Below are 24740 nucleotides of genomic sequence, written 5' to 3' on the forward strand. Positions count from 1 at the left end.
GCCCCCCCCGGCGGCGCGCCGGGGGGCGGGGGGGGGGGGGGGCGGGGGGCCCCGCGGGGGGGGGGGGGGGGGGGGGGGGGGGGGCGCCCCCGGGGGGGGGGGGGGCCGCCCCGCGCGGGGGCCCCCCCCCCCCCCCACGACACCGGCCGACACGGGCGGTCGTCGGCGGCCGTTCGGACACGGCGTCGTCCACCATGGACTCAGTCCCAGACCGGAGAACCCCATGGCCACGACGCCGGAGCCGTACCCGGACACCCGCCCGCGCACCACCCGCACGTCGCCGGACTTCGCGCGGACCCCGCCGGACCGCGGCTGCGTAGTCGTCGGCACGCCCGAACGCGCGGGCGGCGTCACCCGGCCCCCGCTGCACCCACCCCCCACGGAATCGGAAGAGGAACGAACCCGATGACCATCCGCGTCCTGCTCGCCGACGACCAGGCCCTCCTCCGGGCCACGTTCCGCATCCTGATCGAGTCCTGCGCCGACATGGACGTGGTCGCCGAGGCCACCGACGGCAGGGAGGCCGTGGACCTCGCGCGCGCCCACCACCCCGACGTCGTCCTCATGGACATCCGCATGCCCGGCACCGACGGCCTGACCGCGACCACCACCATCTGCGCCGACCCCGAACTGGCCACGACGCGCGTGCTCATCCTCACCACCCTGGAGATCGACGAGTACGTGGCCCACGCCCTGCGGGCGGGCGCAAGCGGCTTCCTCGGCAAGGACGCCGGCGCCGACGCGCTGCTCAGCGCCCTGCGCACGGTGGCCGGGGGCGACGCGCTGCTCTCCCCGCTGGCCACCCGCGCCCTCATCACCCGCTACCTCGCCACCCCGGCGCCGGGGAGCCCGCTCGCACACCCCGAGGCGCTGGACTCGCTCACCGCCCACGAGCGGGAGGTGCTCGCGCTGGCCGCCGAGGGCCTGTCCAACGCCGAGATCGCCGACCAGCTCGTCGTCAGCCCGCTGACCGTGCGCACGCACGTGCGGCGCACCATGGCCAAGCTCAACGCCCGCGACCGCGTGCAACTGGTCGTCATCGCCCACCAGTCCGGCCTCGTACAGCCCGCGCCACCGGCCGCGTACTGACTGTCGCCTTGCGGCCCGGGCTCGGGGATGATCGGGCCATGGCAGAGGTGATGGGTCCGGGCGTCGACGATGCCCGGGCGTGGGAGGAACGTCTGGGCTGGGCGTACGGGCTGATAGCCGCCGACCCGGCCGAACGGGACGCGGCGCAGGAGCGGTTGGCCGCCGCCCGGCGCAGCACCGGCCTCGCCCGCCGGCGCTTCGACGAGGCGTGGCGGCTGGCCTCGGGGCAGGGAGTGCGGTCGCCACTCGACGCTCCCGCGGTGCGGCGGGCGCACGACAAGTACGTCGCGGTCCAGCGGCGGTCGCTGCCCGACGGGCTGTGGGACGGCCCGCACCGCGCGGAGATCGCGGGGTGGCCGGGGCTGCCGTACGCGTTGCTGTTCCTGGAGTGGGAGGCGCGGTACCCGCAGGAGTGGACGCGGTACGCGAAGGCCTGGGGCACGAAGCAGGCCCTGATCCGGGACGTGGCCGCCGCGGCCGGGGACGAGACGGTGCGGGCGAAACTCGTGGACCTGACCGCGACCGTGGTCGGGCGGGCGTACCGCTGCAAGGACCGGGAGTACGTGCGGGTGGCCAGGGCCGTCGACGGCGAGGAGCTGCGCGGGCGCCTCGCCGGGGCACGGGAGTCGGACGACCCCTGGGCCCGGCTGCACGCCGGGTACCTCCTGTGGATCCTCGACCGCCCCGGGGTGCCGAACTCGCGGCACGTGTGGCGGACGTGGCTGGCGGAGGCCGGCTGACGTCCGCCCCCGTGTCAGGGTGCCGGGTCGAACGGCGGCCGGCCCCAGTCGGCGGTCAGGGCCTGCCGCAGCGCGTCGGCGCCGGCCCTGCCGATGCGGTCGGCGAGGACCGACTCGACGACGGCGATGGCCGCCTGCGCCCGCTCGTGGACGCGGCGGCCCTCGGTGGTGGTGCGGATCAGCCGTCTGCGGGCGGAGTCGGGGTCGGGAACCTGCCGGAGCAGGCCCATGGCGATCAGCCCGTGCAAGACCCTGTCCCTCCTCCGGCAGGTCCCTCCGACGCACGGTCGAGTCGCCATCGGCGCGCGGAACCGGTGGCGGTCGGCGCGTGCGCCGCGAACTCGCCCGGGGTCCGCATCGGCTCGTCATCCGCGCGCGATAGCTTCGCCCTGACGCGGCCGGCCCGGCCGTGCGAGGTCCACAGCCGCGGGAGAGCCATGCGCGAGGACGCGATCGTCCAGGTGGCATCCGGAGTCCACCTGGTGCACGGAAGCGACACGAACTGGGTCGTCCTGTCCGACGGCGACGCGGTCACGCTGGTCGACACCGGCTACCCGGGTGACCGGGCGGCCGTCCTCGCCTCACTGCGGGCCCTGGGCCACGCGCCGGAGGCACTGACCGCCGTACTGATCACGCACGCACACAACGACCACCTCGGCTCGGCCGAGTACCTGAACCGCGCCTTCGGCGTCCCGGTCCATCTGCACGAGGCCGAACTCCCGCACGCGCGGCGCGAGTTCCTGCATCAGGTGTCCGTGGGACAGGTGATGCGGCAGGCGTGGCGGCCGGGCGTGCTGCCCTGGTCGGTGCGGGCCCTGCGGGCGGGCGGCAAGGCGGACGTCCGCGTGACGCGGCCGCTACCGTTCCCGGCCCCGGGCCCGCTCGACCTGCCGGGCCGCCCCGTGCCGGTCCACACCCCCGGCCACACGGCCGGTCACTGTGTCTTCCACCTCCCGGACGCCGGCGTCGTGATCTCCGGTGACGCGCTGGTCAGCGGGCACCCCACGTCCCGGGTCAGCGGTCCGCAGCTGCTGCCCGCCATGTTCGACGCCGAGCGCGAACAGGGTCTCGCGGCGCTGGGGGACATCGAGGGTCTCGCCGCCGACGTGCTGCTGCCGGGGCACGGTCCGGTGCACCGCGGGCCGGTGCACGCGGCGGTGCAACGGGCCCGGGAACTCGGCTAGGAGGCGGTTCGCGGCCCGGCTCGCCGCCGGTGTCACGGGAAGGCCCGGCCGCCGCGTTCGTGCCGTGGAGGTCGCTGCCGCTGGTCGCGGCCGCGCCGGCCGTCGTCGCGCTGGGGCGCCGGCGGGCGTTTCCGGGCGGCGGGCCGCTTGAGACGTCCCACCGAGGGGCCGGATCCGGCGGCATCGTTGCGGCGGTGTGAACATCGCGCACGCCGTCCGGGCCGTCGGCCCGCTTCCCGGCCCCTCACCCTGACATCCAGAAAACAGCAGGTCAGCGGGCATGTACGGGTGCGGGACGGACGGCTCCGGGGGACCGAGCCGTCCGCGGGGCGGCCCCTGTCGGGCGGCCGGTCCGTCCTTGACGGGTCTTCGCGGGCGCTGCGACGCTCGGGGCCGAGCCCGCGCCCCCACCTCCGGTTCCGCGGCTCCTCAGCTCCTCCTTCCTCCTCCGCGAGACCGCTCCGTCTTCGCGCGTCCCCGAAGGGAAACCAGCCATGGCCTCCGCACCCGCGCTCGACGCCTCCCCCGGCCGGCAGGTCACCGTCCAGCGGCTCGGCGGGCGGCTCGGTGCCGTGCTCTCCGGGATCCGGCTCGGGGGCGACCTCGCGCCCGGCACCGTGGCGGCCGTCCGGGCGGCCCTGCTCCGGCACAAGGTGGTCTTCCTGCGCGGCCAGGACCACCTCGACGAGGAGAGTCACGAGGCGTTCGGACGGCTGCTCGGCACCCCCGTCGCCCATCCCACGGTGCCGTCCGCGGACGGGCGTTACGCCCTGGGGATCGACTCCGACCACGGCGGCCGCGCCAACCAGTGGCACACCGATGTCACCTTCGTGCCCGCGTACCCGGCGTTCTCGGTCCTGCGCGCGGTCGTGGTCCCGCCCTACGGCGGCAACACCCTGTGGGCCAACACGGCCACGGCGTACGAGAACCTGCCCGCGCCGCTGCGCGCCCTCGCCGACTCGCTGCGTGCCCTGCACACCAACGACTACGACTACGCGGCGCTGCGCCCCGACGCCGTGCCGGAGCAACTGGAGAAGTACCAGCGGGTGTTCACGTCGACCACGTTCCGCACCGAGCACCCGGTCGTGCGTGTCCACCCCGAGACGGGTGAACGGGTGCTGCTGCTCGGCAGTTTCGTGCAGCGCCTGGTCGGCCTCGCCGCCGCCGACTCGCGGGCGCTGCTCCAGTTGTTCCAGTCGCACGTCGAACGCCCGGAGAACACCGTGCGCTGGCAGTGGCAGGCCGGTGACGTGGCGATCTGGGACAACCGGGCGACCCAGCACTACGGCGTGGACGACTCCGACGACCACGAGCGCAGGCTGCGCCGCGTCACCGTCGACGGTGACGTGCCCGTCGGTGTGGACGGACGCCCCTCGGTGCTGGTGGAGCCCGCGGCGGTGCCGGACCCGGGGTTCGGCATCCCGTCGGGCGCGTCCGGCGCCGTCTGAACTCCGCCCGGGCAACGGGCGGTTCAGCGGAAGCGGTCGAGCAGCGCGTCCAGTCCCGCCGCCAGACCGGAGGGCCCGCCCCGCTCGGCGAGAACGACGGCGACGGCACGCAGCCGGGGCAGCTCCCGTGCGGAGATGCGGTGCAGTCCCAGCCGGAACGCGGGGTCGGGTTCGGCGGGATCGTCGTCCATGGCGCGCAGTTCGACCAGCAGGTAGCCCAGCAGCCACGCGGTGAAGGCCCGGTGCAACGCGACCGTGCGCTCCTCGTCGAAGCCCGCGTCGTGCAGCAGGGCCAGCACGCGCTCGTCGCTGCGCAGGACCGCGGCGGGGCGGCGGGCCAGCGGCGTGGACAGGAGCCGGGTGGCCAGCAGCGGGACGACGTGGGGATGGCGCATCGCGACCCGGTGGGCGGCGAGCGCGATCCGGTGCAACTCACGGACCCACCCGTCCCCGGCCGGGCCGCTCGCGTCCGAGGGCCCCCTCCCGTCCGCCGGACCACTCCTGTCCAAGGGACCGCCCTCGTCCGCCGGCAGGCTCGCGCCTGAGGGCCCGCCCCCGTCCGCCGGGTGACTCACGTCCGGGCCGCCCGGGAAAGGCCCCTCGTCGGGGGCCTCGGGAGCGACGGGTCCGAGCGTCGGGGGCTCCTTGCCCGGGCCCGCGGAATTCGCGGGGCCATCCGCGCCGGGTACGTCGCCGGGGCGCCCGGGAGCGGCGGGGCCGTCCGTCGCGGGTGGGTTGCCGCGTTCCCCTCCGGTCCGGCGCCGCCCGGTCGCGAGTTCCGCCTCCAGTTCGAGGCAGAAGCCCTCGACCAGCCCGTCGAGCAGGGCGTCCTTCCCCGACGCGTACCGGTAGAGGGCCATCGCCTCCACCCCCAGCTCCGCGCCGAGCTTGCGCATGCTGAGCCCCGAGAGCCCGTCGCGGTCGACGATCTCCAGGGCGGAGGCCAGCACACGCTCCCTGGTCAGCCGTCCGTAGCGCCCGCGGTCACTGGCCCGGCGGCCCCCGCCGCCTTCTGTCCCGTTCGGCATGGCTGCCTGCTCCTCGCTCCCGGCGGAACCGTTTGACGTAAGGAAACAATAGGCGCAAAGTCGTACATATACGTCGTAAACGTACGCCATCAGTGTACGGAAACCCCCGCACTTCCAGGGCGGAGGCGTCGCCCCATGGCGCAGAGCAAGCCGGTAACCGACCCCCCGGACCTCATCCAGGTGGAGCGTCATCTGGAGCGGATCTCGGACGGCAACGTCGTCCGAGTGGCCGCGAGCGGTCCCGTTTTCGGGCACACGTATCCCGGCCGCAGCGTCCACCCCGGCACCTTCGTCCCCCTGCTCCCCGCACGGGACCGTGCCCTCCTCGCGGTGATCGCCGCGGCGTGGCTGGTGAGCTTCGTCTGGTTCTGGTCCTGGTGGCTCCAGCCCGAGCACCGGGCGGGCTGGGTGGGCCTGATCGTGAACAGCGCCCTGCTGCTGTACCTCACGGCACTGCCCGCGTACTTCTTCGTCACCGCCCTGCGGCTGCGCCGGGTCGACCCCGCGCTGGCCGTCCCCGCCGTTCCGGTCGCCTTCGCCGTGACGCGGGCGCCCTCGGAACCCTGGGCGACCGTGCGGCGGACGCTGGAGGCGATGCTCGCCCAGGACTTCCCGCACCCCTACGACGTCTGGCTGTGCGAGGAGGTGCCGACCGAGGAGACGGCGCTGTGGTGCCTTGCGCACCACGTGCGGATGTCCTCCCGGCAGGGGGACGCCGCCTACCAGCGGGCCGGCTGGCCCCGGCGCACGCGCTGCAAGGAAGGCAACCTCGCCTACTTCTACGACCATTGGGGCTACGAGCTCTACGAGGTCGTGGCGCAGCTCGACTGCGACCACGTGCCCGCCGCGACCTATCTCGCCGAGGTGGTCCGCCCGTTCGCCGACCCCGCCATCGGGTACGTCGCCGCGCCGAGCATCTGCGACGCGAACGGCGACACCTCATGGGCGGCCCGCGGCCGGCTGCACCGTGAGGCCGTCTGGCACGGCGCCGTCCAGCTCGGCCACAGCGACGGACTGGCGCCCATGTGCATCGGGTCCCACTACGCCGTCCGCACCCGCGCCCTGCGCGACATCGGAGGGCTCGGCCCCGAGCTGGCCGAGGATTTCTCCACCACCTATCTGCTCAACTCGGCGGGCTGGCACGGGGCTTTCGCCATCGATGCGGAGGCGCACGGGGACGGGCCGCTGAACTTCCCCGACATGGTGACGCAGGAGTACCAGTGGTCCCGGAGCCTGACGACCATGCTGACGGGTCTGCTGCCGCGCCACGTGGGACGACTGCCGTTCCTGCTCCAGCTGCGGTTCACCTACGCGCTGGCGTACTACCCGCTGCTGGGACTGATGATCGTCGCAGGCCTGTCACTGCCGCCGATCGCCGTGCTCACCGGGCTCCCGTGGATGAACGTCAACTACTTCGACTTCCTCGTCCATTTCTGGTCGATGCCGGTCTGGCTGATCCTGACCCTGTTCCTGATGCGTCGCCGCGGGCTGCTGCGTCCGCGCACGGCACCGCTCATCAGCTGGGAGACCTGGCTGTTCGCGCTGGCCCGCTGGCCGTTCGTCATCTGGGGCCTGTTCGGGGCGGCCGCCCAGCGGGTGAGCCCGCGCCCGGTCACGTTCAAGGTCACCCCCAAGGGCGACCCCGGCGGACCGCAACCGCTGCTCGCGCGGCTGGTCCTGCCCTTCGCGACGCTGGCCGTGGTGCTCTCCTCGGTCGCCCTGCTGGGCGAACTGACCGGGCCGTCGGCCGGATACGTCTTCCTTTGCCTGCTCGCCGGGGTGACCTACGCCGTGGTCGCCGTCGCCATACCACTGCTGCACGTCCACGAGTCCGCCCGGGCCACGGGTACCCGCTTCACCTCGGCCCTGCCCACGGCACGGCTGCCGCTGGCGCTCGGCCTTCTCTCGGCGCTGCCCGCGGCGGTGGCCATCGTCTTCTACCCGGCGTACGCCGCCGCCGTCCTGGGCTGGTGAACACAGTGCGAACGAGGCCGAACCACAAGGGAATCCCGGCGTCGGGCACGCCGTCGACCGTCCTCGTCACCGGCGGGGCGGGCTTCATCGGCAGCCATGCCTGCGTGGAACTCCTGGACCACGGCTATGAGTTGATCGTCGTCGACGACTACTCCAACAGCACCCCGCAAGTGTTCGCGCGCGTGGAGAGGATCGCCGGACGCTTCGTCGGTGCCGTCTATGAGCTGGACATCCGTGATCGGCGCGCCCTCTCGGCCGTCTTCGACCGACACTCCGTGGACGCCGTCGTGCACTTCGCCGCGCACAAGGCCGTGGGCGAGTCGACACGGATGCCCATCCAGTACTACGACACCAACGTCGGCGGCACGACCGCTCTGCTGTCCGTCATGCGCGAACACGGGGTGCACCAGCTGGTGTTCTCCTCCTCCTGCTCCGTCTACGGCGACGCCGGGCGCGGCCCCCTGGACGAGACGACCCCGGCCCGTCCCACCAACCCCTACGCGACCTCCAAGTGGCTGTGCGAGCAGATACTCGCCGACGTCTGCCGCCGCACACCCGAGTTCGCGGTGCTGTGCCTGCGCTACTTCAATCCGGCGGGCGCCCACGCCAGCGGACTGCTCGGCGAGGACCCGCACGGCACACCGGACAACCTGATGCCGTACGTGGCGCAGGTGGCCGTGGGCCGCAGGGAGCGGCTGCACGTGTTCGGCGACGACTACGGGACACCCGACGGGACGGCGATCCGCGACTACCTCCACGTCATGGACACCGTCGAGGCGCACCGCGTCGCCCTCGACCACTTCACCGACGGACCCGGCATGCGGGTGTTCAACCTCGGCTTGGGCAGGGGCAGTTCGGTGCTGGACGTCGTCAGCGCCTTCAGTGCCGCCTGCGGCCGGCCGATCCCGTACGAGGTCGTGGGCCGCCGGGCGGGGGACGTGCCCGAACTCGTCGCCGACGCGAGCGCGGTGGCCCGTGCCTGGGGCTGGCGCCCCACCCGCGACCTCGCCGCGATGTGCCGGGACTCCTGGCACTTCCAGCAACTCAACCCCCACGGGTACGCCGGTTCCGCCCGGCGGTCGGCCCCTAAGGAGTGACGCCATGCGGATCACAGTCATCGGTACCGGATACGTCGGGACGGTGCACGCCGCGTGCATGGCCGACCTCGGCCACGAGGTGCTCGGCATCGACATCGACGAGGAGCGGATCGCGTCCCTCTCGGCCGGTCGCGCCCCGCTGCACGAGGCCGGACTCGGGGAAGTGCTCGCGCGCACCGTCTCCTCGGGACGGCTCAGGTTCTCCACGTCGCTCGCCGAGGGCGCCGCGTTCGCCCGTACCCACTTCGTGTGCGTGGGCACCCCGCAGCGCCCCGACGGCCAGGCCGCCGACCTGCGTTTCGTGGACGCCGTGATCGACGGGCTCGCCCCGCACCTGCGCCCGGGGAGCCTGGTCGTGGGCAAGTCCACGGTCCCGGTCGGCACGGCCGCCCGGCTCGCCCGGCGGCTCGCCGTGAGCACCCGCGACTGCGAGGTCGCGTGGAACCCCGAGTTCCTGCGCGAGGGCTCGGCGGTCCAGGACACCATGCACCCGGAGCGGATCGTCGTGGGTGTCGTGTCCGAGCGGGCGGACAACGTGCTGCGGGAGGTGTACCGGCCCCTGCTCCGCGCCGGGGTGCCGTGGTTCAGCACGGACCCGGCCACGGCCGAACTCGTGAAGGTGGCGGCCAACTCCTTCCTGGCGACCAAGGTCTCGTTCATCAACGCGATGTCCGAGGTGTGCGAGGCGGCCGGAGCGGACGCCACGGTCCTGGCCCGCGCCATCGGGGCGGACTCGCGGATCGGCGACCGCTTCCTGGAGCCCGGACTCGGCTTCGGCGGAAGCTGCTTCCCCAAGGACATCCGCGCCTTCGCGGCCCGCGCCGAGGAACTCGGAGCCGGCGCCTCGGTGGTGTTCCTGCACGAGGTCGACCGGATCAACACCCGGCAGCGGCGGCGCACCGTCGATTTGTCGCGGCGGCTGCTCGGCGGGTCCCTCGCCGGCCGCCGCGTCGGGGTGCTCGGCGCCGCCTTCAAACCCGGCAGCGACGACGTGCGCGACTCGCCGGCCCTCGCCGTCGCGTCGGCGCTTCAGGAAGGGGGCGCCGCCGTCCGCGTACACGACCCGGAGGCCCTGGACAACGCGCGGGCCGCGCATCCCGCCCTCGCCTACACCCTGGACGTCCCCAAGGCCTGCGAGGACGCCGACCTGGTCCTGCACCTGACCCGCTGGCCGGAGTACGGGCGGATCGATCCGGCCGGCCTGGCCGCCGTGGTGCACGAGCCGCTGCTGCTGGACGCCCGCGGCGGACTCGACGAGCCGTCCTGGCGGGCCGCCGGATGGTCGGTGCACGCCCTGGGCCGCCCGGATCGGTCAGCGGCCGTGTCCGCCCGAGGAGGCGCGTCATGAAGGTGGTGGTGACGGGCGGCGGCGGATTCCTCGGATCCCATCTGTGCGAGGCCCTGCTGCGCCGGGGCGACACGGTCTGGTGCCTGGACAACTTCTGCACCGGCGAGCCCCTGAACGTGACCCGGCTGACCGGCCACCGGCACTTCCGGCTCGTGCACGCCGACGTCACCTCGGCGTTCGACGTGCCCGGCGGCGTCGACGCGGTGGCCCACCTCGCGAGCCCCGCCTCGCCGCCCGACTACGATCGGCTGCCGCTCCAGACGCTGTCGGTGGGCAGCCGGGGCACGGAGAACGCCCTGCGGCTGGCCGAGCGGCGCGGGGCCCGCTTCCTGCTGACCTCCACGAGCGAGGTGTACGGCGACCCGGTGCTGCACCCGCAGCCCGAGGACTACTGGGGCAACGTCAACCCGGTGGGGCCGCGCAGCGTCTACGACGAGGCCAAACGGTACGCGGAGGCCCTCACCATGGCGTACCGGCGCAGCCTCGGCGTGGACACCGGCATCGTGCGGATCTTCAACACCTACGGTCCCCGGATGCGCCCGCACGACGGGCGGGTGGTGTCGACCTTCGTGCGGCAGGCGCTGGCGGGCAGTCCGCTCACGCTCTTCGGGGACGGCAGCCAGACGCGCAGTTTCTGCTACGTCGACGACCTCGTCCGGGGCCTCGTCGCCATGCTGGACAGCGGCCACGCCGGGCCGGTGAACCTGGGCAACCCGGCCGAGCACACCGTGCGGGAGCTGGCGCGGCTGGTGATCGAGGCCACCGGGTCGACGTCGCCGGTCGAGCACCGCCCGCTGCCCGTGGACGACCCGGTCCGCCGCCGGCCGGTCGTCACCCGCGCCCGCGACCTGCTCGGCTGGGCCCCCAGGGTCCCGATCGAAGAAGGCCTGCGCCACACGGTCGCCTGGTTCAGGGCGCAGTCGCCCGAGCCGCGGCGGCTCCTCGACGATCCGGTGGAGGCCTGATCGATGCCCCGCACCGTGCTCGCCGCCCTCGCCGCCACGCTGCTCGTGTCCGCGGGCGGCGCCTGCGCGGCCACACCCCACTACGCCCCTTCCGCTGCCGCCGCCGGCACCTACTACGTCAGTCCCGGGGGTGACGACTCCGCCGACGGCTCGTCGCCCGGCAAGGCCTGGCGGTCCCTGGCACGGGCCGACCAAGTGAAGCTGCGGCCCGGCGACAAGCTGCTGCTCCAAGGCGGTGCCCGCTTCCCCGGGACCGTCACCGTCGGCGCCGACGAGGCCGGTGAGGCCGGGCGGCCGGTGGTGATCGGGTCGTACGGCACCGGCAGGGCCCGTATCGACTCCGCCGACTCCCCCGGCGTCTCCGTGCACAACACGGCGGGCGTGGACATCCGTGACCTCACCCTGCGGGGCCGGGGGGCGGCCGCCGGCAAGGACGCCGGGGTCAACCTCTACTCCGACCGCCGCTCGGACGGCCGGCGGGAGCACGTGAGTGTCTCGGGTGTCGACGTCTCCGGTTTCCGGGTCGGCATCGCCGTCGGCGCCACCGAGGACGACAACGGCTTCAAGGACGTGTCGGTGCGCCAGACCCACCTGCACGACAACAGGGACGCCGGGCTGCTCACCTACGGAGCGGACTTCGACCCGGCCCGCCGCGCCTACGCCCACGAGAACGTGGACATCGAGGACGTGGAGGCTTACGAGAACCACGGCGACCCGGCGGCGGTCGACCGGCACACCGGTGACGGCATCATCCTGGGCGGGGTCCGCGGGGCCACCCTGCGCAACTCCAGTGCGCACGACAACGGCGGCCGTTCGGCCACCCACGCGACGGCCGGGCCGGTGGGGCTGTGGGCGTACGACTCCACCCGCGTGCTCATCGAGCACAGCTCCTCCTACCGCAATCACACCCGTTCCACCGTGGACGGCTCCGGATTCGGCTTCGACTCGAACGTCTCCGACTCCAAGATCCAGTACAACGTGTCGTACGAGAACGACGGTTCGGGCTACTACGTGTTCTCCCGCAACCGCGACGGCACCCACACGGGCAACACCATCCGCTACAACATCAGCACCGACGACGCCCGCAAACTGCCCCTGCACGGCGCGCTGACCGTCTACGGCAAGCGCATCCAGGATCTGGCCGTCTACCAGAACACGGTGGTCATGTCCCACTCCCCGGGGGGCCGCGGGCCAGCGGTGCTCCTGCGGGACGGCAACTCCGGGGTGAGCATCCGCAACAACATCCTCGTCACCGAGGGCGATCCGCTGGTCTCGGCGGACGCGGCGCTGTCCACGGACCAGGTCGTGCTGCAGGGCAACGTCTACCACACGACCAAGGGCGAGTGGGCGGTGAAGTGGGGCGACCGCACCTACTCGGACCTGGCCGCCTGGCGGGCCGGCACCGGACAGGAGCGGGTCGGCGGGAAGGCGACCGGAGCGGTGGCCGACCCCTGCTTCGCGGGAGGCGCGCTGCCGGGTCTCCGTACGCCCGAGGACGCCGGGCTGGTCGTCCCCGGCTGCCCGCGGGACGGACTCGACCTGCACGCCCTCTTCGGCACCGACGCGGGCGGCGTCGACTACTTCGGCCGGGACGCCGGAGACCCGCCGGCCGTCGGGGCCGTCGAGCCCTGACGCGCCCGGGACGAGATGCACCTCCACCGCCCCCGTGCCTACGATCGAAGGTGCCCCGGATCCAGGTGAAGCACTCCGTGTCCCGCGACGCTGGGAGGCGCTTGCCCTTGCTGCAGGCACACCGGCTGATGGCCGGATACGCCGCGCTGGTGCTGATCGTCACCGGTGTCTACCTGTCCGTCCCGGTCCTGCGCACCCCGCTGTGGGCCGTGATCGGGCTCGGCGGTTCCGCCGCCGTGGTCACCGGCGTCCTCGTGCACCGCCCCGCCCACCGCTGGCCGTGGCTGCTGCTCGCCACCGGTCTGCTCGCCTTCGCCACCGGCGACACGTACTACAACGTGCTGGAGGCGTACTTCGACGCCTCCAACCCCTTCCCGTCCCCCGCGGACGCCTGCTACCTCGCGACGTATCCGCTGTTCGCCGCCGGCTTGTTCGGCCTCGTGCGCTACCGGTGGGCCGGCCGCGACCTGCCGAGCCTGCTGGACGCCCTGATCCTCACCGCCGGCCTCGCCCTGCCCGTGTGGGTGCTGCTGGTGCAGCCCCTCACGCACGTCACCGGCATCACCTGGCAGCAGCGCGCGATCAGCATCGCCTACCCGCTGGGCGACGTGCTGGTCCTGGCCCTGCTGGCCTGTCTGCTGGCGCCGCGTCCCGCATGGGAGCGCAACCGCGCCGTGCGGCTCCTCGTCGCCGGGACGGCGACGCTGCTCATCTTCGACATCGCGTACGGGATCCTCCAGCTCAAGGGCATGTGGCAGGCCGGGACGCTGGTCGACACCGGCTGGATCGTCTTCTACACGGCGTGGGGGCTGGCCGCGCTGCACCCCTCGATGGCGGAACTGACGGCGTCCGTCCCCCAGCGGGAGTCCCTGCTGCCCCGGCCCCGGCGCCTGCTGAGCCTCGCCCTCGCGACGCTGGTCGCACCGGGGATCCTGCTCTACGAGGGACTCGCCGGGCACCCGGAGGACGCGGCCGCGATCGCCGCCTTCTCCGGGGTGCTGTTCCTGCTGGTGATCCTCCGCCTCGCGGGCATGGTCGTGGCCCACCGCGAGGCGGTGGCACGCGAGCTGGCCCTGCGCACCGCGGCGGCCTCGCTGATGGAGGCCACCCGGCCCCAGGAGGTCACGGCCGCCTGCGACCGGGCCGTCAGCACGCTGTTCGGGCCGGGAGTCGCCCACGGGACCCTCCTGCTGCCCGCCGAGCGCGCCGTCGGCCTGGCGACGAACCGGACGCACCTGGTGCCCACCGGCCGGCTCGGCCCCGAGATCGCCGCCGCCCTGGGCGATCTGCCGACGACCCTGGTGTGTCCGATGGTCCCGCCCGACCGGCCCGCCGGAGAGCTGCCCGGCGCCCTGCTGGCCGCGGGCCCGGAGCACAAGCTCGCGGAGATCCGCGGTTCCCTGCAGATCCTCGCCTCGCACGCGGCCCTGACCCTCGAACGGACCGCGCTGCGCCGGGAGATCATCCGCACGGAGAGCGAGGCGTACTTCCGGACGCTGGTCCGCAACGCCTCCGACGTCATCCTCATCGTCGAGGACGACGACACGGTGCGGTACGCGAGCCCGTCCGCGCGGGCCGTGTTCGGCGGGGCGCCGCTGACGGGCGCCGCCCTGCCGGAGCTGGTGGGCTCCCGCGACCGGCGGCGGGTGACCGAAGGGCTCACGGCCATGCGCCGCGGCGGGTCGCCCGAGACCCACGACCACTGGTGGGTGCTGCGCGACGGGGACCGCATCGAGGTCGAGGTCCGGTGCAGCGACCTGCGCGAGGACCCCACGGTGCGAGGGCTCGTCATCACGCTGCGGGACGTCACGGAGCAGCGCCGACTGGAGCACGAACTGACGGAGCGCGCCTTCCACGACCCGCTGACCGGCCTGCCCAACCGGACCCTGCTGCTGGAGCGCATCGAACGCGCGCTCCTGCGCGGCCGGCGGGAGTCGACGCTGACCTGCCTGCTCTTCGTCGACCTCGACGACTTCAAGATGGTCAACGACACGATGGGGCACGCGACGGGTGACCGGCTGCTCACGGACGTCGGCGAACGGCTCTCGGGCGCGTTGCGGCGCAGCGACACGGCGGCCCGCCTCGGCGGTGACGAGTTCGCGGTGCTGATGGAGGACGCGCGGCAGCCACTCGACGCCGAGCTGCTCGCCGCGCAGGTGATCCAGACCCTCGGCAGGCCGTTCAGCCTGCCGGGGGGTCCGCTGAGCGTGTCCGCCAGCGTGGGCGTCGCCACCGCCCGGGACAGCACGGACGCCGAGGAACTGCTCACCCACGCCGATCTGGCGCTGTACGCGGCGAAGGGGGCCGGCAAGCGTCAGTGGCGCCGGTTCCAGCCCCGGCTGCGGGTGCGGATGGTGGAGCGGCACGACATACGGGCGCGCCTCGACCGGGCGATCGACGACGCCGAGTTCGCCCTGCGCTACCAGCCGGTGGTGGGCATCGAGGCGGGTGAGGTCGTCGGGTTCGAGGCGCTGGCGCGCTGGCCGCGTGGCCGGGGTGCGCCGGTCCCGCCGGAGCACTTCATCGCGCTGGCCGAGGAGACCGGGCACATCGCGCCGCTGGGTGCCTGGGTCCTGGAGAACGCCGCCGCCGACATGGCCGGCCTGCAACGCCTGGCCGGGGAGACGGAGCGTCCGCCGTACGTGAGCGTCAACGTGTCCGCCCGCCAGCTCGGGGACAACGGCTTCCTGGACGTGGTGCGTGGGGCGCTGCGGGACCTCGCCCCCGGCACACTCCAGCTCGAACTGACCGAGACGGTGCTGATGCGGCAGGACGCCCAGATGCAGGCGATGCTGCGGTCCCTCAAGGACATGGGCGTGCAGATAGCCGTCGACGACTTCGGCACCGGGTTCTCCTCGCTGCGCTATCTGCGGGAGTTCCCCGTCGACGCGCTCAAGATTGACAAGACGTTCATCGACGACATCGCCGTGGACCCCCGTCAAGTCGCGCTGGTCCAGGGGATCGTGAACCTCGCCGGGACACTGGGCCTGGACGTCGTCGCCGAGGGGATCGAGGACTCCGCCCAGCGTGATCTGCTCGCCGGGATGGGGTGCGGGTTCGGGCAGGGGTACCTGTTCGCGCGGCCGATGACTCTGGAACAGAGCGAGTTCCTGCTACGGCGCCGAGACGGGAAGCGGACGCCCGCGTCGGTGTACGGCCCGGCGGCGAACGGAAACCGGGACGGCCGGGCGACGGCGGCGACCCCGGCGCCCCCAGGCGGGCGGCCCCTCCCGGACACGCAGCCCCCCACCCGCCCGACCGCCCGCCGTGCGGACGAACCCGGGCCGCGTCCGGCACCCCGCACCTCCGGTCCGGGGACCCCCGCGACCGGCCGCCGCACACATGACATGGGAGACACCGTGGCCGACCGCAGCACACCCGGGCCGCAGCGCACCGCGGCCGACACGCCCATGGCCGGGCCGGTGGCACCGGCCACCCGCCGCCATCCGCTCGACCCCGCCCCACCCGCCTCCCGTCACGCGGACGACACCGCCCCCGCCGCGCTCCGCCCCTCGCGGTCCCCCGCCTCCCGGCCCGCTTCCGCCGAGGCGCCGTGGCGGCCCGGCGGGGACGACCTCGAACGCCTGCGACGGACCAGTCGCATGAGCGACGCCGTCCTCGACGAGGTGCGCGGGCGGCACATCCGCAGCGGGGACCACTGGCTGATCGACTTCGCCTCCTGCAACTACCTCGGTTTCGACTTCGACCCGGAGATCATCGCGGCGATCGAGCCTTCCGTACGCCGGTGGGGAACGCACCCGAGCTGGTCCCGGCTGATCGGCAGCCCGCGCCTCTATCCGGACATCGAGGAACGGCTCACCGCCCTGCTCGGCGCACCTGACACGCTGCTGCTGCCTACGGCGACCCTCATCCACACCTCGGTGATCCCCGTACTCGCCGACCGGGGACACGTGTTCGTCGAGGCGACCGCGCACCGGACCGTGTACGACGGGTGCGTCTTCGCGCGCGGGCACGGGGCGACGCTGCGGCGCTTCCACGCCGAGCGGCCCGACGAGCTGGAGGCCCAACTGTGCTCCGTACCGAGCGGGTTGCCGCGGCTGGTCTGCGTCGACGGCGTCAACAGCATGAGTGGCGACGTCGTCGACCTGCCCGCGCTGGCCGCCGTCTGCCGCCGCCGGGACGCGACGCTGTACGTCGACGACACGCACGGCTTCGGTGTCATCGGGGAACGGGGTCCGAGCGAGCCCTGCCCGTACGGCCTGCGCGGCAACAGCGTGGTCCGGCACACCGGCGAAACCTACGAGGGGATCGTGCTCGTCGGCGGGTTCTCCAAGGCGTACTCGTCGCTGCTGGCCTTCCTCGCCCTGCCTTCGGACCTCAAGGACCGGCTCAAGACGGCCGCGGCGCCCTACCTCTACTCGGGTCCTTCGCCGACCGCCTCCCTCGCCACGACGATGGCGGGCTTGGACGTCAACGACCGGCGCGGCGACGCCGTCCGCGCTGACCTGCACCGCAAGACCGCCCGGGTGCTCGACCATCTGGCGGCCCTCGGAGTGGACACGCTCAACACCGACGGGCTGCCGATCGTGGAGATCCCGCTCGCGGACGCCGGCGATCTCGAAGCGGTCGCCGAATTCCTGTGGGACGAGGGCATCTACGTGACGCTCGCGGCCTATCCGCTCGTCCCGCGTGACCGGGTCGGTTTCCGCGTGCAGATCACCGCGCTCAACTCCGACGACGACATCGGCCGGCTCATCGGCACGCTGACCCGGCTGACCGAGCGCCACCCGCTGCGGCCCAGGAGCTGATCCCGCATGTCCACCCTCAACGACGACGTGAACTGGGACAGTTGGCCCGTCGAGGACTACCTCGCCGAGAACTACCGCGAGCTGCACCCCTCCGACGCGGCAGTCATCGCCCACCACTCCGCGGTCTACCGCCGGTTCGCCCCCGGCAGCCTCGCGTGCTCGGTGGAGTTCGGGGCGGGGCCGAACCTCTATCCACTGATGCTCGCGGGGGCCGCGAGCCGCCGTATCGACGCCGTGGAGGCCGGGACGGCGAACGTCGCCTATCTCAGCCGGCAGCTCGACGGCGGGCCCGACGCCAGCTGGCTGCCCTTCCACGCGCTGTGCAGGCGGCTCAATCCCGGTCTGCCCGCGGACCCCGCGCAGGCCCTGTCGCGGGTGCGCGTGGTGCACCAGGACGTGCGCGCGCTCCCGCCCGGCGGCTACGACCTGGCCTCGATGAACTTCGTCGCCGAGGGAGTCACCGAGGACTTCGACGAGTTCAGGGACTTCTGCCGGCTGTTCGTACGCTCCGTCGTTCCGGGGGGTTGGCTCGTCGCGGCGTTCATGGAGAACATGCCGACCTACCGGATCGGGCCCGCCTCGCGGTGGCCGGGCTGCCCGGTGGACCCGGACGTGGTGACCTCGGTGTTCGCTCCGCTGACCCGGCGGCTGCGCGTCGGGCGCATCGACACCGACCCGACCCTGCCGGACTACGGCGATTCGGGGATGGTGCTGCTCAGCGCGGTGTCGGCGCTCCCGGGCTGAAGCCTGAGCGCCGTCTCCACCAGGGCGATGTGGCTGAACGCCTGCGGGGCGTTACCCAGTTGGCGCCGTTCGACGGGGTCCCACTGCTCCGACAGCAGGCCGACGTCGTTGCGGACCGAGAGCACCCGCTCGAAGACGGCGTACGCCTCCGCCGTCTCCCCCACGGCCGCCAGCGCGTTGGCGTACCACAGCGAACAGGACACGAAGGCGCCCTCTTCGCCCGGTACGCCGTCACCGCGCGTGTAGCGGTGCATGAATCCGCCCCGCATCAGGGATCTCAGCGCCCGTACGGTGTCCCGTACCCGTGGGTCGCCGGCGGGCAGGAATCCCGATCCCGGCAACAGCAGCGCCGAGGCGTCGAGCGCGGACGACCCGTAGGCCTGGACGAACGACCCCTGGCGGCCGTCCCATCCGTACCGGCACACCTGGCGCGCCACGTCGTCGCGCATGACCCGCCAGGCGTCGGGCACCTCGACGCCGAGCAGGCCGCCGAGCCGCAGCGCGCGATCGGCCGCCACCCACGCCATGACCTTGGAGTGGACGAACTGCCGGGCCGGGCCGCGCACCTGCCACAGCCCCTGGTCGGCTTCGCCCCAGTGCCGTCGCAGGTGGCGCATCAGGGACTTCACCAGGCTCCACACGTGCGGTGGCAGCTCGATGCCCGCCCGCTGGGACAGCCACAGGGCGTCCAGGACCTCCCCGTACACATCGAGCTGGAACTGGCCCATCGCGGCGTTCCCGAAGCGCACGGGCTGCGACTGCGCGTACCCGGGCAGCCAGGGGGCCTCCGTCTCCGGCAGGAGCCGCTGTCCCGCGACGCCGTACACCGCCTGGAGTTCGGCGGGGTCCCCTGCTATGGCGCGCACGAGCCACTCGACCCAGGCCGCCGCCTCCTCCCGGTAGCCGCTGCGCAGCAGGCAGGACAGGGTGAGCGTGGAGTCGCGCAGCCAGCAGTACCGGTGGTCCCAGTTGCGGACACCCCCGATATGTCCGGGCAGGGACGTGGTGGGAGCGGCGACGATGCCGCCCGTGGGCGCGTACGTGAGGGCCTTGAGTGTGATGAGCGACCGCGTCACCGCGTCGCGCCTCGGGCCCCGGTAGCGGCATCGGCCGGTCCACCGCCGCCAGAAGTCGCCGGTCTCCTTCAGCGCCGTTTCCGCGGGGACGCCGAGCACGTCGGGCAGGCCGGCCTGGTGCGAGGGCGCCCAGGCCAGGGTGAGGGACAGCCGCCGGCCCGCCGTGACGGTGAAGCCGGTGACGGTGGACGTCTCGTCGCGGAGTGTCTCGACGGGGCCGTCGGCGCTCAGCCAGACGGCGTCGGGCCCGGCGACCGCGACCGTGCATCTGTCGGTGGGCCGGGTCCAGGGTACGACCCGGCCGTGGTGGAATCTCAGCCGCAGTTCGCTGCGCATGTCCACAGCACCGGACAGGCCTTCGATCATGCGGACCATGCAGGGGAAGCGGGTGCGCGGCGGCATGAAGTCGGTGACGCGTACCGTCCCGGCCGGGGTCTCCCACTCCGAGTCCAGGACCAGGGTGTCCTGCCGGTAGGCCCGGCGGGTGCACGACCGTCCTGCGGCACCGACGGGTGCGACCCGCCAGAATCCGTTGTCCGCCCCGCCGAGCAGCGCGGCCAGACAGGCCGGCGAGTCGAAGCGCGGCAGACAGAGCCAGTCGACGGACCCGTCCGTGCCGAGCATCGCGGCCGTCTCCAGGTCGCTGAGAAGGGCGTAATCCTCGATGGGTCTGTTCATGATCGAGATCACGCCGTCGTGCACATCGCCGTACTTCCAGCCTAAGCCCGCCGGGGTCCGGGGGCCACGGTGCCGTCGACCGGAACCCCGGGGGCCTCGCCGTACGGTCAGCCGAGCTCCAGGGTGGTGACGCCGAAGACGCGCTCGGCCGCGAAGGGCCGGACCGGGCCGGTGTACATGCGGGCCGTCTCGAAGGAGGGGGTGAGGCCCAGGTCCTCGGCGAGGGCGACGGCGGGCGCGTTGTTCTCGGGCACGTCGATCGCCACCTCGCGGCCGGGGGCCGTGGCGGTCAGTCCGGCGAACAGGGCGCGGGCGTCCTCGGCGGTGTCGGCGAAGAGCGGGCCGACGCGCAGGGCGTCCCGGCCGGGGCGGATCACGCCGTAGCCGGTGAGCCGCCCGTCGACGACACGGGCCACGGCGCGGTGCCCGTCCTCGGCGAGCCAGTGGCGCAGGAAGCGCGGGCGGTCCGCCGGGAAGCACGCGCTGTCGTACGCGGCGACGACGGCGGGGTCCGTGAGGGGCCGTACGCCGTGCGGGACGGGCAGTTGCGGTGCGACGCCGCTGTGGCGGACGGTCCGGTGGGCGGGGGCGAAGCCGGACCTGCGGTAGTTGTCCTGCTGCGCCACCACGCCGTCCAGGCCGACGGTGCGGTCCCCGGCGTGGGCGAGCGCCGTCCTCCAGGTGGCGATCCCGTGGCCGCGGCCCCGCTGATCGGGGCGCACCAGGTAGAAGCCCAGGAAGGCGTAGTCGGCGCCGTAGGTGACCACCGAGACCGCCGAGACGGGTTCCCCGTCGATCCTCCCGACGAAGAAGCCCTCGGGATCCTGGGCGAAGAAGCTCGGGGCGTCCGACAGCCCGGGATTCCACCCCTCGGCCGCCGCCCATTCGGTGATCACCGTCCAGTCGTCCAGCGAGGCCCGGCTCACGGCGAGGTCGTGGGAGACGGAAGAGGTCATCGAAGCGCTCCACTTCGTGGGGGTCGTGTGGTGCGCGGTGGTCGGCCGCACCGGGGCATCCTCGCCGATCGGGACGGCCCCGGGCACGCCCGGCGCGGCTCCCGGGTCGGCAACCAGCCACTCGCTCACTCCTGTTGTCCGGGACCGGTCGGCGCGACCCGCCGTGCGCGCGGAGCCGCGCGCCCCCGTGTCCGGTCGCGCCCGCCCCTCCGACCGGCCCGTTCGCGCCGGGCGGGCGGCGCGGGAGCGGAGGAGAAGGCGGGCAGGGTACGACAGGCCGGCCCGCCCCGCTCGTCCGGAGGCACGCTCGCGGGGGCCCGCTTATCGTGATCCAGGGGGTGCCCCCGGCACATGGTCGTGGGGTCCCCCCGGTCCGCAGCCGGGCGTCCCTGGAGGCTTGCATGCTGTCCGTGCACCAACGCTGCGTTTTCGCCGGAGCCGCGACCGCGACCCTGGCCCTGCTGGCGGTGGAGCTGCCGTCCGCGGCGGGCGCCGCCGACGGCCCCGACCTGACGCGTTTCTACGACCAGAGGATCAAGTGGTCCGCCTGCGAGGACGAGGAGGCACCCGAGGACCTCCAGTGCGGGAAGGTCACCGTCCCCCTCGACTACGCGCGCCCCGGCGCGGGCACGCTGGACCTGGCGCTGGCCCGCTATCGCGCGACCGGCCCGAAACGGGGTTCGGTGCTGCTGAACTTCGGCGGTCCCGGCGGTTCGGGCGTCAGCGAACTCGCGGCCGGCGGCAAGGACTTCATGGGTCTGACGAACGGCTACGACGTGGTGACCTTCGACCCCCGCGGGGTCGGCCGGTCCTCCCCCGTCAGCTGCGGCGAGGGCGCCGCCGAGGCCGAGGCCGCGAGCTCCGAGGAGAGCGATCCGCTCGAAACCCTGGAGGACCTGCGGAAGATGGCGGACGCGTGCGCGAAGCACTCCGGCCCCGTCCTGCCGCACATAGGCACCGTCAACGCCTCGCGCGACCTGGACGTGATGCGGGACGCGCTCGGCGACAAGAAGCTCAACTACCTCGGCTTCTCCTACGGAACGCGCCTGGGCGCGGTGTACTCGGCGCAGTTCCCGAAGAAGGTCGGCCGGATGGTGCTCGACGGGGTCGACACGCTCACCGAGCCGCTGGCCGAACAGGGCGTGGTGGGCGCCGAGGGACAGCAGACGGCGCTGGAGGACTTCCTCGAGTGGTGCACCGCGCACATGACCTGCCCCTTCGGGGAGGACACGCGGTCGGCGCGCGAGGACGTCGTGGACCTGATCCGTTCGCTGGACCAGGACCCGGTGCCGACGGACTTCGGGCAGGCGTTCTCCGGTCAGGACCTCGTCGGCGCGATAAGTCAGGCGCTGTACAGCCGACAGCTGTGGCCGACACTCGAACAGGCGCTGTCCTCCCTCGTCCAGGACGGCGACAGCCAGGGGCTCATGCAGCTGTCGGGCGGCGCCGCCCTGCCGGACACGCGCCGCGACGGCCGTGCGGCGGGCCCGCGCCGGGACGGCGACCTCGTGGACGCGATGGAGGTCCCCTTCGACAACCTCCCGGCCGCGCTCATCGCGATCAACTGCGCGGACGACCCCGACCGGCCCACCGCCGAGCAGGTCACCCGGGAGATCGGCAGGCTGCGCGACGAGTACGAGGACGCGTCACCGGTGTTCGGCCGCTACCGGCTCACCCAGGTGCTGATGTGCTACGGCCGTCCGCCGGGCACCGACTTCATCCGCGACGAGGTCCGGGACGTCGGCACCTCGAAGATGCTGCTCGTCGGCACCCGCGGCGACCCGGCCACCCCGTACCGCTGGACCCAGGAGACCGCCGACCGGCTGGGCTCCTCGGCCGTCGTGCTCGACAACAAGGGGGACGGGCACACGGGCTACGCGTCCTCCAAGTGCGTGCACCAGAAGGTCGACGACTTCCTGCTGTACGGCTCCCTGCCGGACGACGGCAGCTCCTGCGGTTCCGACACCCGCGACTGAACACGGGTCCCGCCGGCAGGGCGACCGGACGGCCTGACGCCGGGGAGGCCGGCCCACTCCGGAGGACGGGACGATGGCCGTCGGACGCAGACACCGGGACGCCGTCCCGGCCCGACGGGCTCCGGCTCCGGCTCCGGCTCCGGGTGGGCTCGGCCCCGGACTGTCGGGCGCCGGACCGACCCGGACGGGACGGGACCGGCGGTGATCCTCCCCGCACGGCATGGATTCGATCAAGATTCCGCCAAGAACGCGGCGGCACCCCGCGTCGGGGGCACCCGGGAGGCATGCCTGACGTCGCCGACTCCCCTCCCGTGCGTTTGACTCGTGGTGTGCGCCGACTCCTCCCGCTCCTCGTGGTCGCCCTCGCCTCGGCCGGGGCGACCGTCCTGGCCCTCGCCCTGTCGCCGTGGTGGTGGATCGCGGCCGGCGCGCTGCTGGCCCTGACCGGGCTCGGGGTGTGGGACCTGGCGCAGCGCCGGCACTCGGTGCTGCGGAACTACCCCCTGCTCGGTCATCTCCGCTTCCTCATGGAGGCGCTGCGTCCGGAGCTGCAGCAGTACTTCATCGAGCGGAACTACGACGGCCGCCCGTACGACCGCGACGTGCGCAGCATCGTGTACGAGCGGGCGAAGGGCGTCGAGGCCGAGGAGCCCTTCGGCACGGAACTGGACGTGTACGCGGAGGGGCACGAGTTCCTGGTGCCGTCGATGCGCCCGGTGGAGCCGCCAGAGGAGCCGGCGGTGGTGCGGATCGGCGGGCCCGGCTGCACCCGGCCGTACGACATGGCGCTGCTCAACGTGTCCGCGATGAGCTTCGGTTCGCTGTCCTCGAACGCGATCCTGGCGCTCAACAAGGGCGCGGCCATGGGCGGTTTCGCCCACGACACCGGCGAGGGCGGTCTGTCGGAGTACCACCTGCGCGGCGGCGGCGACCTCGTCTGGGAGATCGGGACGGGGTACTTCGGCTGCCGGACCTCCGACGGGGGCTTCGACGAACGGGAGTTCGCGGACAAGGCCGCGCTGCCCGAGGTCAAGTGCGTGTCGCTGAAGCTCTCGCAGGGGGCGAAGGCGGGCATCGGCGGGGTGCTGCCCGGCGCCAAGGTGAACGCCGAGATCGCGAGGACGCGGGACGTCCCGCAGGGCGAGACGGTGATCTCGCCGCCGTATCACCGGGAGTTCTCGACGCCGCGCGAACTGGTGCTGTTCCTGGCGCACATGAGGGAACTCGCGGACGGCAAGCCCACCGGTTTCAAGCTCTGCGTGGGGTCCCGGCGCCAGTTCCTCGCGGTGTGCCAGGCCATGCTCGCGGAGGACGTCACCCCGGACTTCATCGTCGTCGACGGGTCGGAGGGCGGTACGGGAGCCGCGCCCCTGGAGTTCGCCGACCATCTGGGGATGCCGCTCACCGAGGGCCTGATCACCGTGCACAACGCCCTCGTGGGCACCGGGCTGCGCGACCGCGTCCGGATCGGCGCGAGCGGCAAGATCGCCACCGGGGCCGACATCGTCAAGCGGCTGATCCAGGGCGCGGACTACACCAACGCCGCCCGCGCGATGATGTTCGCGGTCGGCTGCATCCAGGCCCAGCGCTGCCATACCAACACCTGCCCGGTCGGGGTCACCACGCAGGACCCGCGCCGGGTCCGCGCCCTGGACGTCGGTGACAAGGCGGAGCGCGTCCACCGCTACCAGCGGGCCACGGTCAAGAGCGCGGCGCAGCTGATGGCCGCCATGGGCGTGCGCGACCCGGGCGAGCTGACGCCCGCCCATCTGGTGCGGCGCACCGACTCCGCGACCGTCGTGCCGTACACGCGGCTGCACGAGTGGCTGGCGCCCGGCATCCTGCTCCACGAGCCGCCCGCCTCCTGGGCCGCGGACTGGGCGGCGGCCCACCCCGACTCCTTCGGCCCCTGACGGGGAGCCACGGTCCGAGGCGGCCGCACCACCTCGGTACCGGGTCGGCCCGTCTCGTCCGGTCCGGCATCCAGGCGGCCCCGTACCGAATGCCCGCCGGATGAATCGGTCCTATCGTGCAGA

At 73.4% G+C, this 24740-nt stretch carries 16 protein-coding genes and 1 pseudogene; 13 read left to right on the top strand and 4 right to left on the bottom strand.

Annotated elements, in window-relative coordinates:
• Nucleotides 1-405 precede the first annotated feature (405 nt).
• Together ACZ4VA_RS11425 and ACZ4VA_RS11430 are read left to right on the top strand one after the other, a co-directional pair.
• Complete coding sequence (locus ACZ4VA_RS11425) at nt 406-1089, top strand: response regulator (RefSeq protein WP_468080949.1); 684 nt, start codon at nt 406-408, stop codon at nt 1087-1089.
• A gap of 38 nt (nt 1090-1127) precedes the next feature.
• A complete protein-coding gene (locus ACZ4VA_RS11430; protein WP_468080951.1) occupies nt 1128-1829 on the top strand; it encodes a hypothetical protein in 702 nt (233 codons plus the stop codon).
• 14 nt (nt 1830-1843) lie between these two features.
• Here the strand turns inward: ACZ4VA_RS11430 and ACZ4VA_RS11435 are convergent, their stop codons facing one another.
• Nucleotides 1844-2077, bottom strand: a complete 234-nt coding sequence (locus ACZ4VA_RS11435) for a hypothetical protein (protein WP_468080953.1) — start codon at nt 2075-2077, stop codon at nt 1844-1846.
• Between the two features lie 189 nt (nt 2078-2266).
• On the opposite strand from ACZ4VA_RS11435, the gene ACZ4VA_RS11440 reads away from it, so the two are divergent.
• Both ACZ4VA_RS11440 and ACZ4VA_RS11445 read left to right on the top strand, forming a co-directional pair.
• Nucleotides 2267-3013, top strand: a complete 747-nt coding sequence (locus tag ACZ4VA_RS11440) for an MBL fold metallo-hydrolase (protein WP_356164311.1) — start codon at nt 2267-2269, stop codon at nt 3011-3013.
• Between the two features lie 494 nt (nt 3014-3507).
• The gene (locus ACZ4VA_RS11445) at nt 3508-4461 is read left to right on the top strand and encodes a TauD/TfdA dioxygenase family protein (protein WP_356242748.1); all 954 of its coding nucleotides are present in this window, start codon (nt 3508-3510) and stop codon (nt 4459-4461) included.
• Between the two features lie 770 nt (nt 4462-5231).
• Here the strand turns inward: ACZ4VA_RS11445 and ACZ4VA_RS11450 are convergent.
• A pseudogene (locus ACZ4VA_RS11450) lies at nt 5232-5489 on the bottom strand (TetR family transcriptional regulator); the annotation flags it as partial.
• Between the two features lie 135 nt (nt 5490-5624).
• Here ACZ4VA_RS11450 and ACZ4VA_RS11455 point away from each other — a divergent pair.
• From ACZ4VA_RS11455 to ACZ4VA_RS11485, 7 genes are all read left to right on the top strand, one after another.
• A complete protein-coding gene (locus ACZ4VA_RS11455) occupies nt 5625-7463 on the top strand; it encodes a glycosyltransferase family 2 protein (RefSeq protein ID WP_468080956.1) in 1839 nt (612 codons plus the stop codon).
• 5 nt (nt 7464-7468) lie between these two features.
• Nucleotides 7469-8560: a UDP-glucose 4-epimerase GalE gene (gene galE, locus ACZ4VA_RS11460; protein ID WP_356164396.1), complete on the top strand. Its 1092-nt coding sequence runs from the start codon at nt 7469-7471 to the stop codon at nt 8558-8560.
• 4 nt (nt 8561-8564) lie between these two features.
• The gene (locus ACZ4VA_RS11465; protein ID WP_356242745.1) at nt 8565-9908 is read left to right on the top strand and encodes a UDP-glucose dehydrogenase family protein; all 1344 of its coding nucleotides are present in this window, start codon (nt 8565-8567) and stop codon (nt 9906-9908) included.
• Nucleotides 9905-10873, top strand: coding sequence for a UDP-glucuronic acid decarboxylase family protein (locus ACZ4VA_RS11470; RefSeq protein ID WP_356164317.1), 969 nt, complete (start codon nt 9905-9907; stop codon nt 10871-10873). Before ACZ4VA_RS11465 ends, ACZ4VA_RS11470 begins: the two co-directional genes overlap by 4 nt.
• Nucleotides 10874-10876: 3 nt before the next feature.
• Nucleotides 10877-12505 carry a right-handed parallel beta-helix repeat-containing protein gene (locus ACZ4VA_RS11475; protein WP_356242741.1) on the top strand — a complete coding sequence of 543 codons (1629 nt, stop codon included), beginning with the start codon at nt 10877-10879 and terminating at the stop codon, nt 12503-12505.
• A gap of 128 nt (nt 12506-12633) precedes the next feature.
• Nucleotides 12634-17274: an aminotransferase class I/II-fold pyridoxal phosphate-dependent enzyme gene (locus ACZ4VA_RS11480; RefSeq protein ID WP_356164398.1), complete on the top strand. Its 4641-nt coding sequence runs from the start codon at nt 12634-12636 to the stop codon at nt 17272-17274.
• A 6-nt stretch (nt 17275-17280) separates the two neighbouring features.
• Nucleotides 17281-18018: a class I SAM-dependent methyltransferase gene (locus ACZ4VA_RS11485; protein WP_356164321.1), complete on the top strand. Its 738-nt coding sequence runs from the start codon at nt 17281-17283 to the stop codon at nt 18016-18018.
• On the opposite strand, the gene ACZ4VA_RS11490 is transcribed toward ACZ4VA_RS11485, so the two are convergent.
• Both ACZ4VA_RS11490 and ACZ4VA_RS11495 read right to left on the bottom strand, forming a co-directional pair.
• Nucleotides 17964-19772 carry a glycoside hydrolase family 15 protein gene (locus ACZ4VA_RS11490; protein ID WP_468080960.1) on the bottom strand — a complete coding sequence of 603 codons (1809 nt, stop codon included), beginning with the start codon at nt 19770-19772 and terminating at the stop codon, nt 17964-17966. The two genes, ACZ4VA_RS11485 and ACZ4VA_RS11490, sit on opposite strands and share 55 nt — an antisense overlap.
• A gap of 107 nt (nt 19773-19879) precedes the next feature.
• Entirely contained in the window at nt 19880-20728 is an 849-nt protein-coding gene (locus tag ACZ4VA_RS11495) for a GNAT family N-acetyltransferase (RefSeq protein ID WP_356164325.1), read from the bottom strand.
• A gap of 401 nt (nt 20729-21129) precedes the next feature.
• Between ACZ4VA_RS11495 and ACZ4VA_RS11500 the strand changes: the two genes are divergently transcribed.
• The gene (locus tag ACZ4VA_RS11500; RefSeq protein WP_389389296.1) at nt 21130-22704 is read left to right on the top strand and encodes an alpha/beta hydrolase; all 1575 of its coding nucleotides are present in this window, start codon (nt 21130-21132) and stop codon (nt 22702-22704) included.
• A 284-nt stretch (nt 22705-22988) separates the two neighbouring features.
• Complete coding sequence (locus ACZ4VA_RS11505) at nt 22989-24617, top strand: FMN-binding glutamate synthase family protein (RefSeq protein WP_468080963.1); 1629 nt, start codon at nt 22989-22991, stop codon at nt 24615-24617.
• Nucleotides 24618-24740 lie beyond the last annotated feature (123 nt).

This window comes from Streptomyces sp. NPDC028308 (assembly GCF_055565855.1).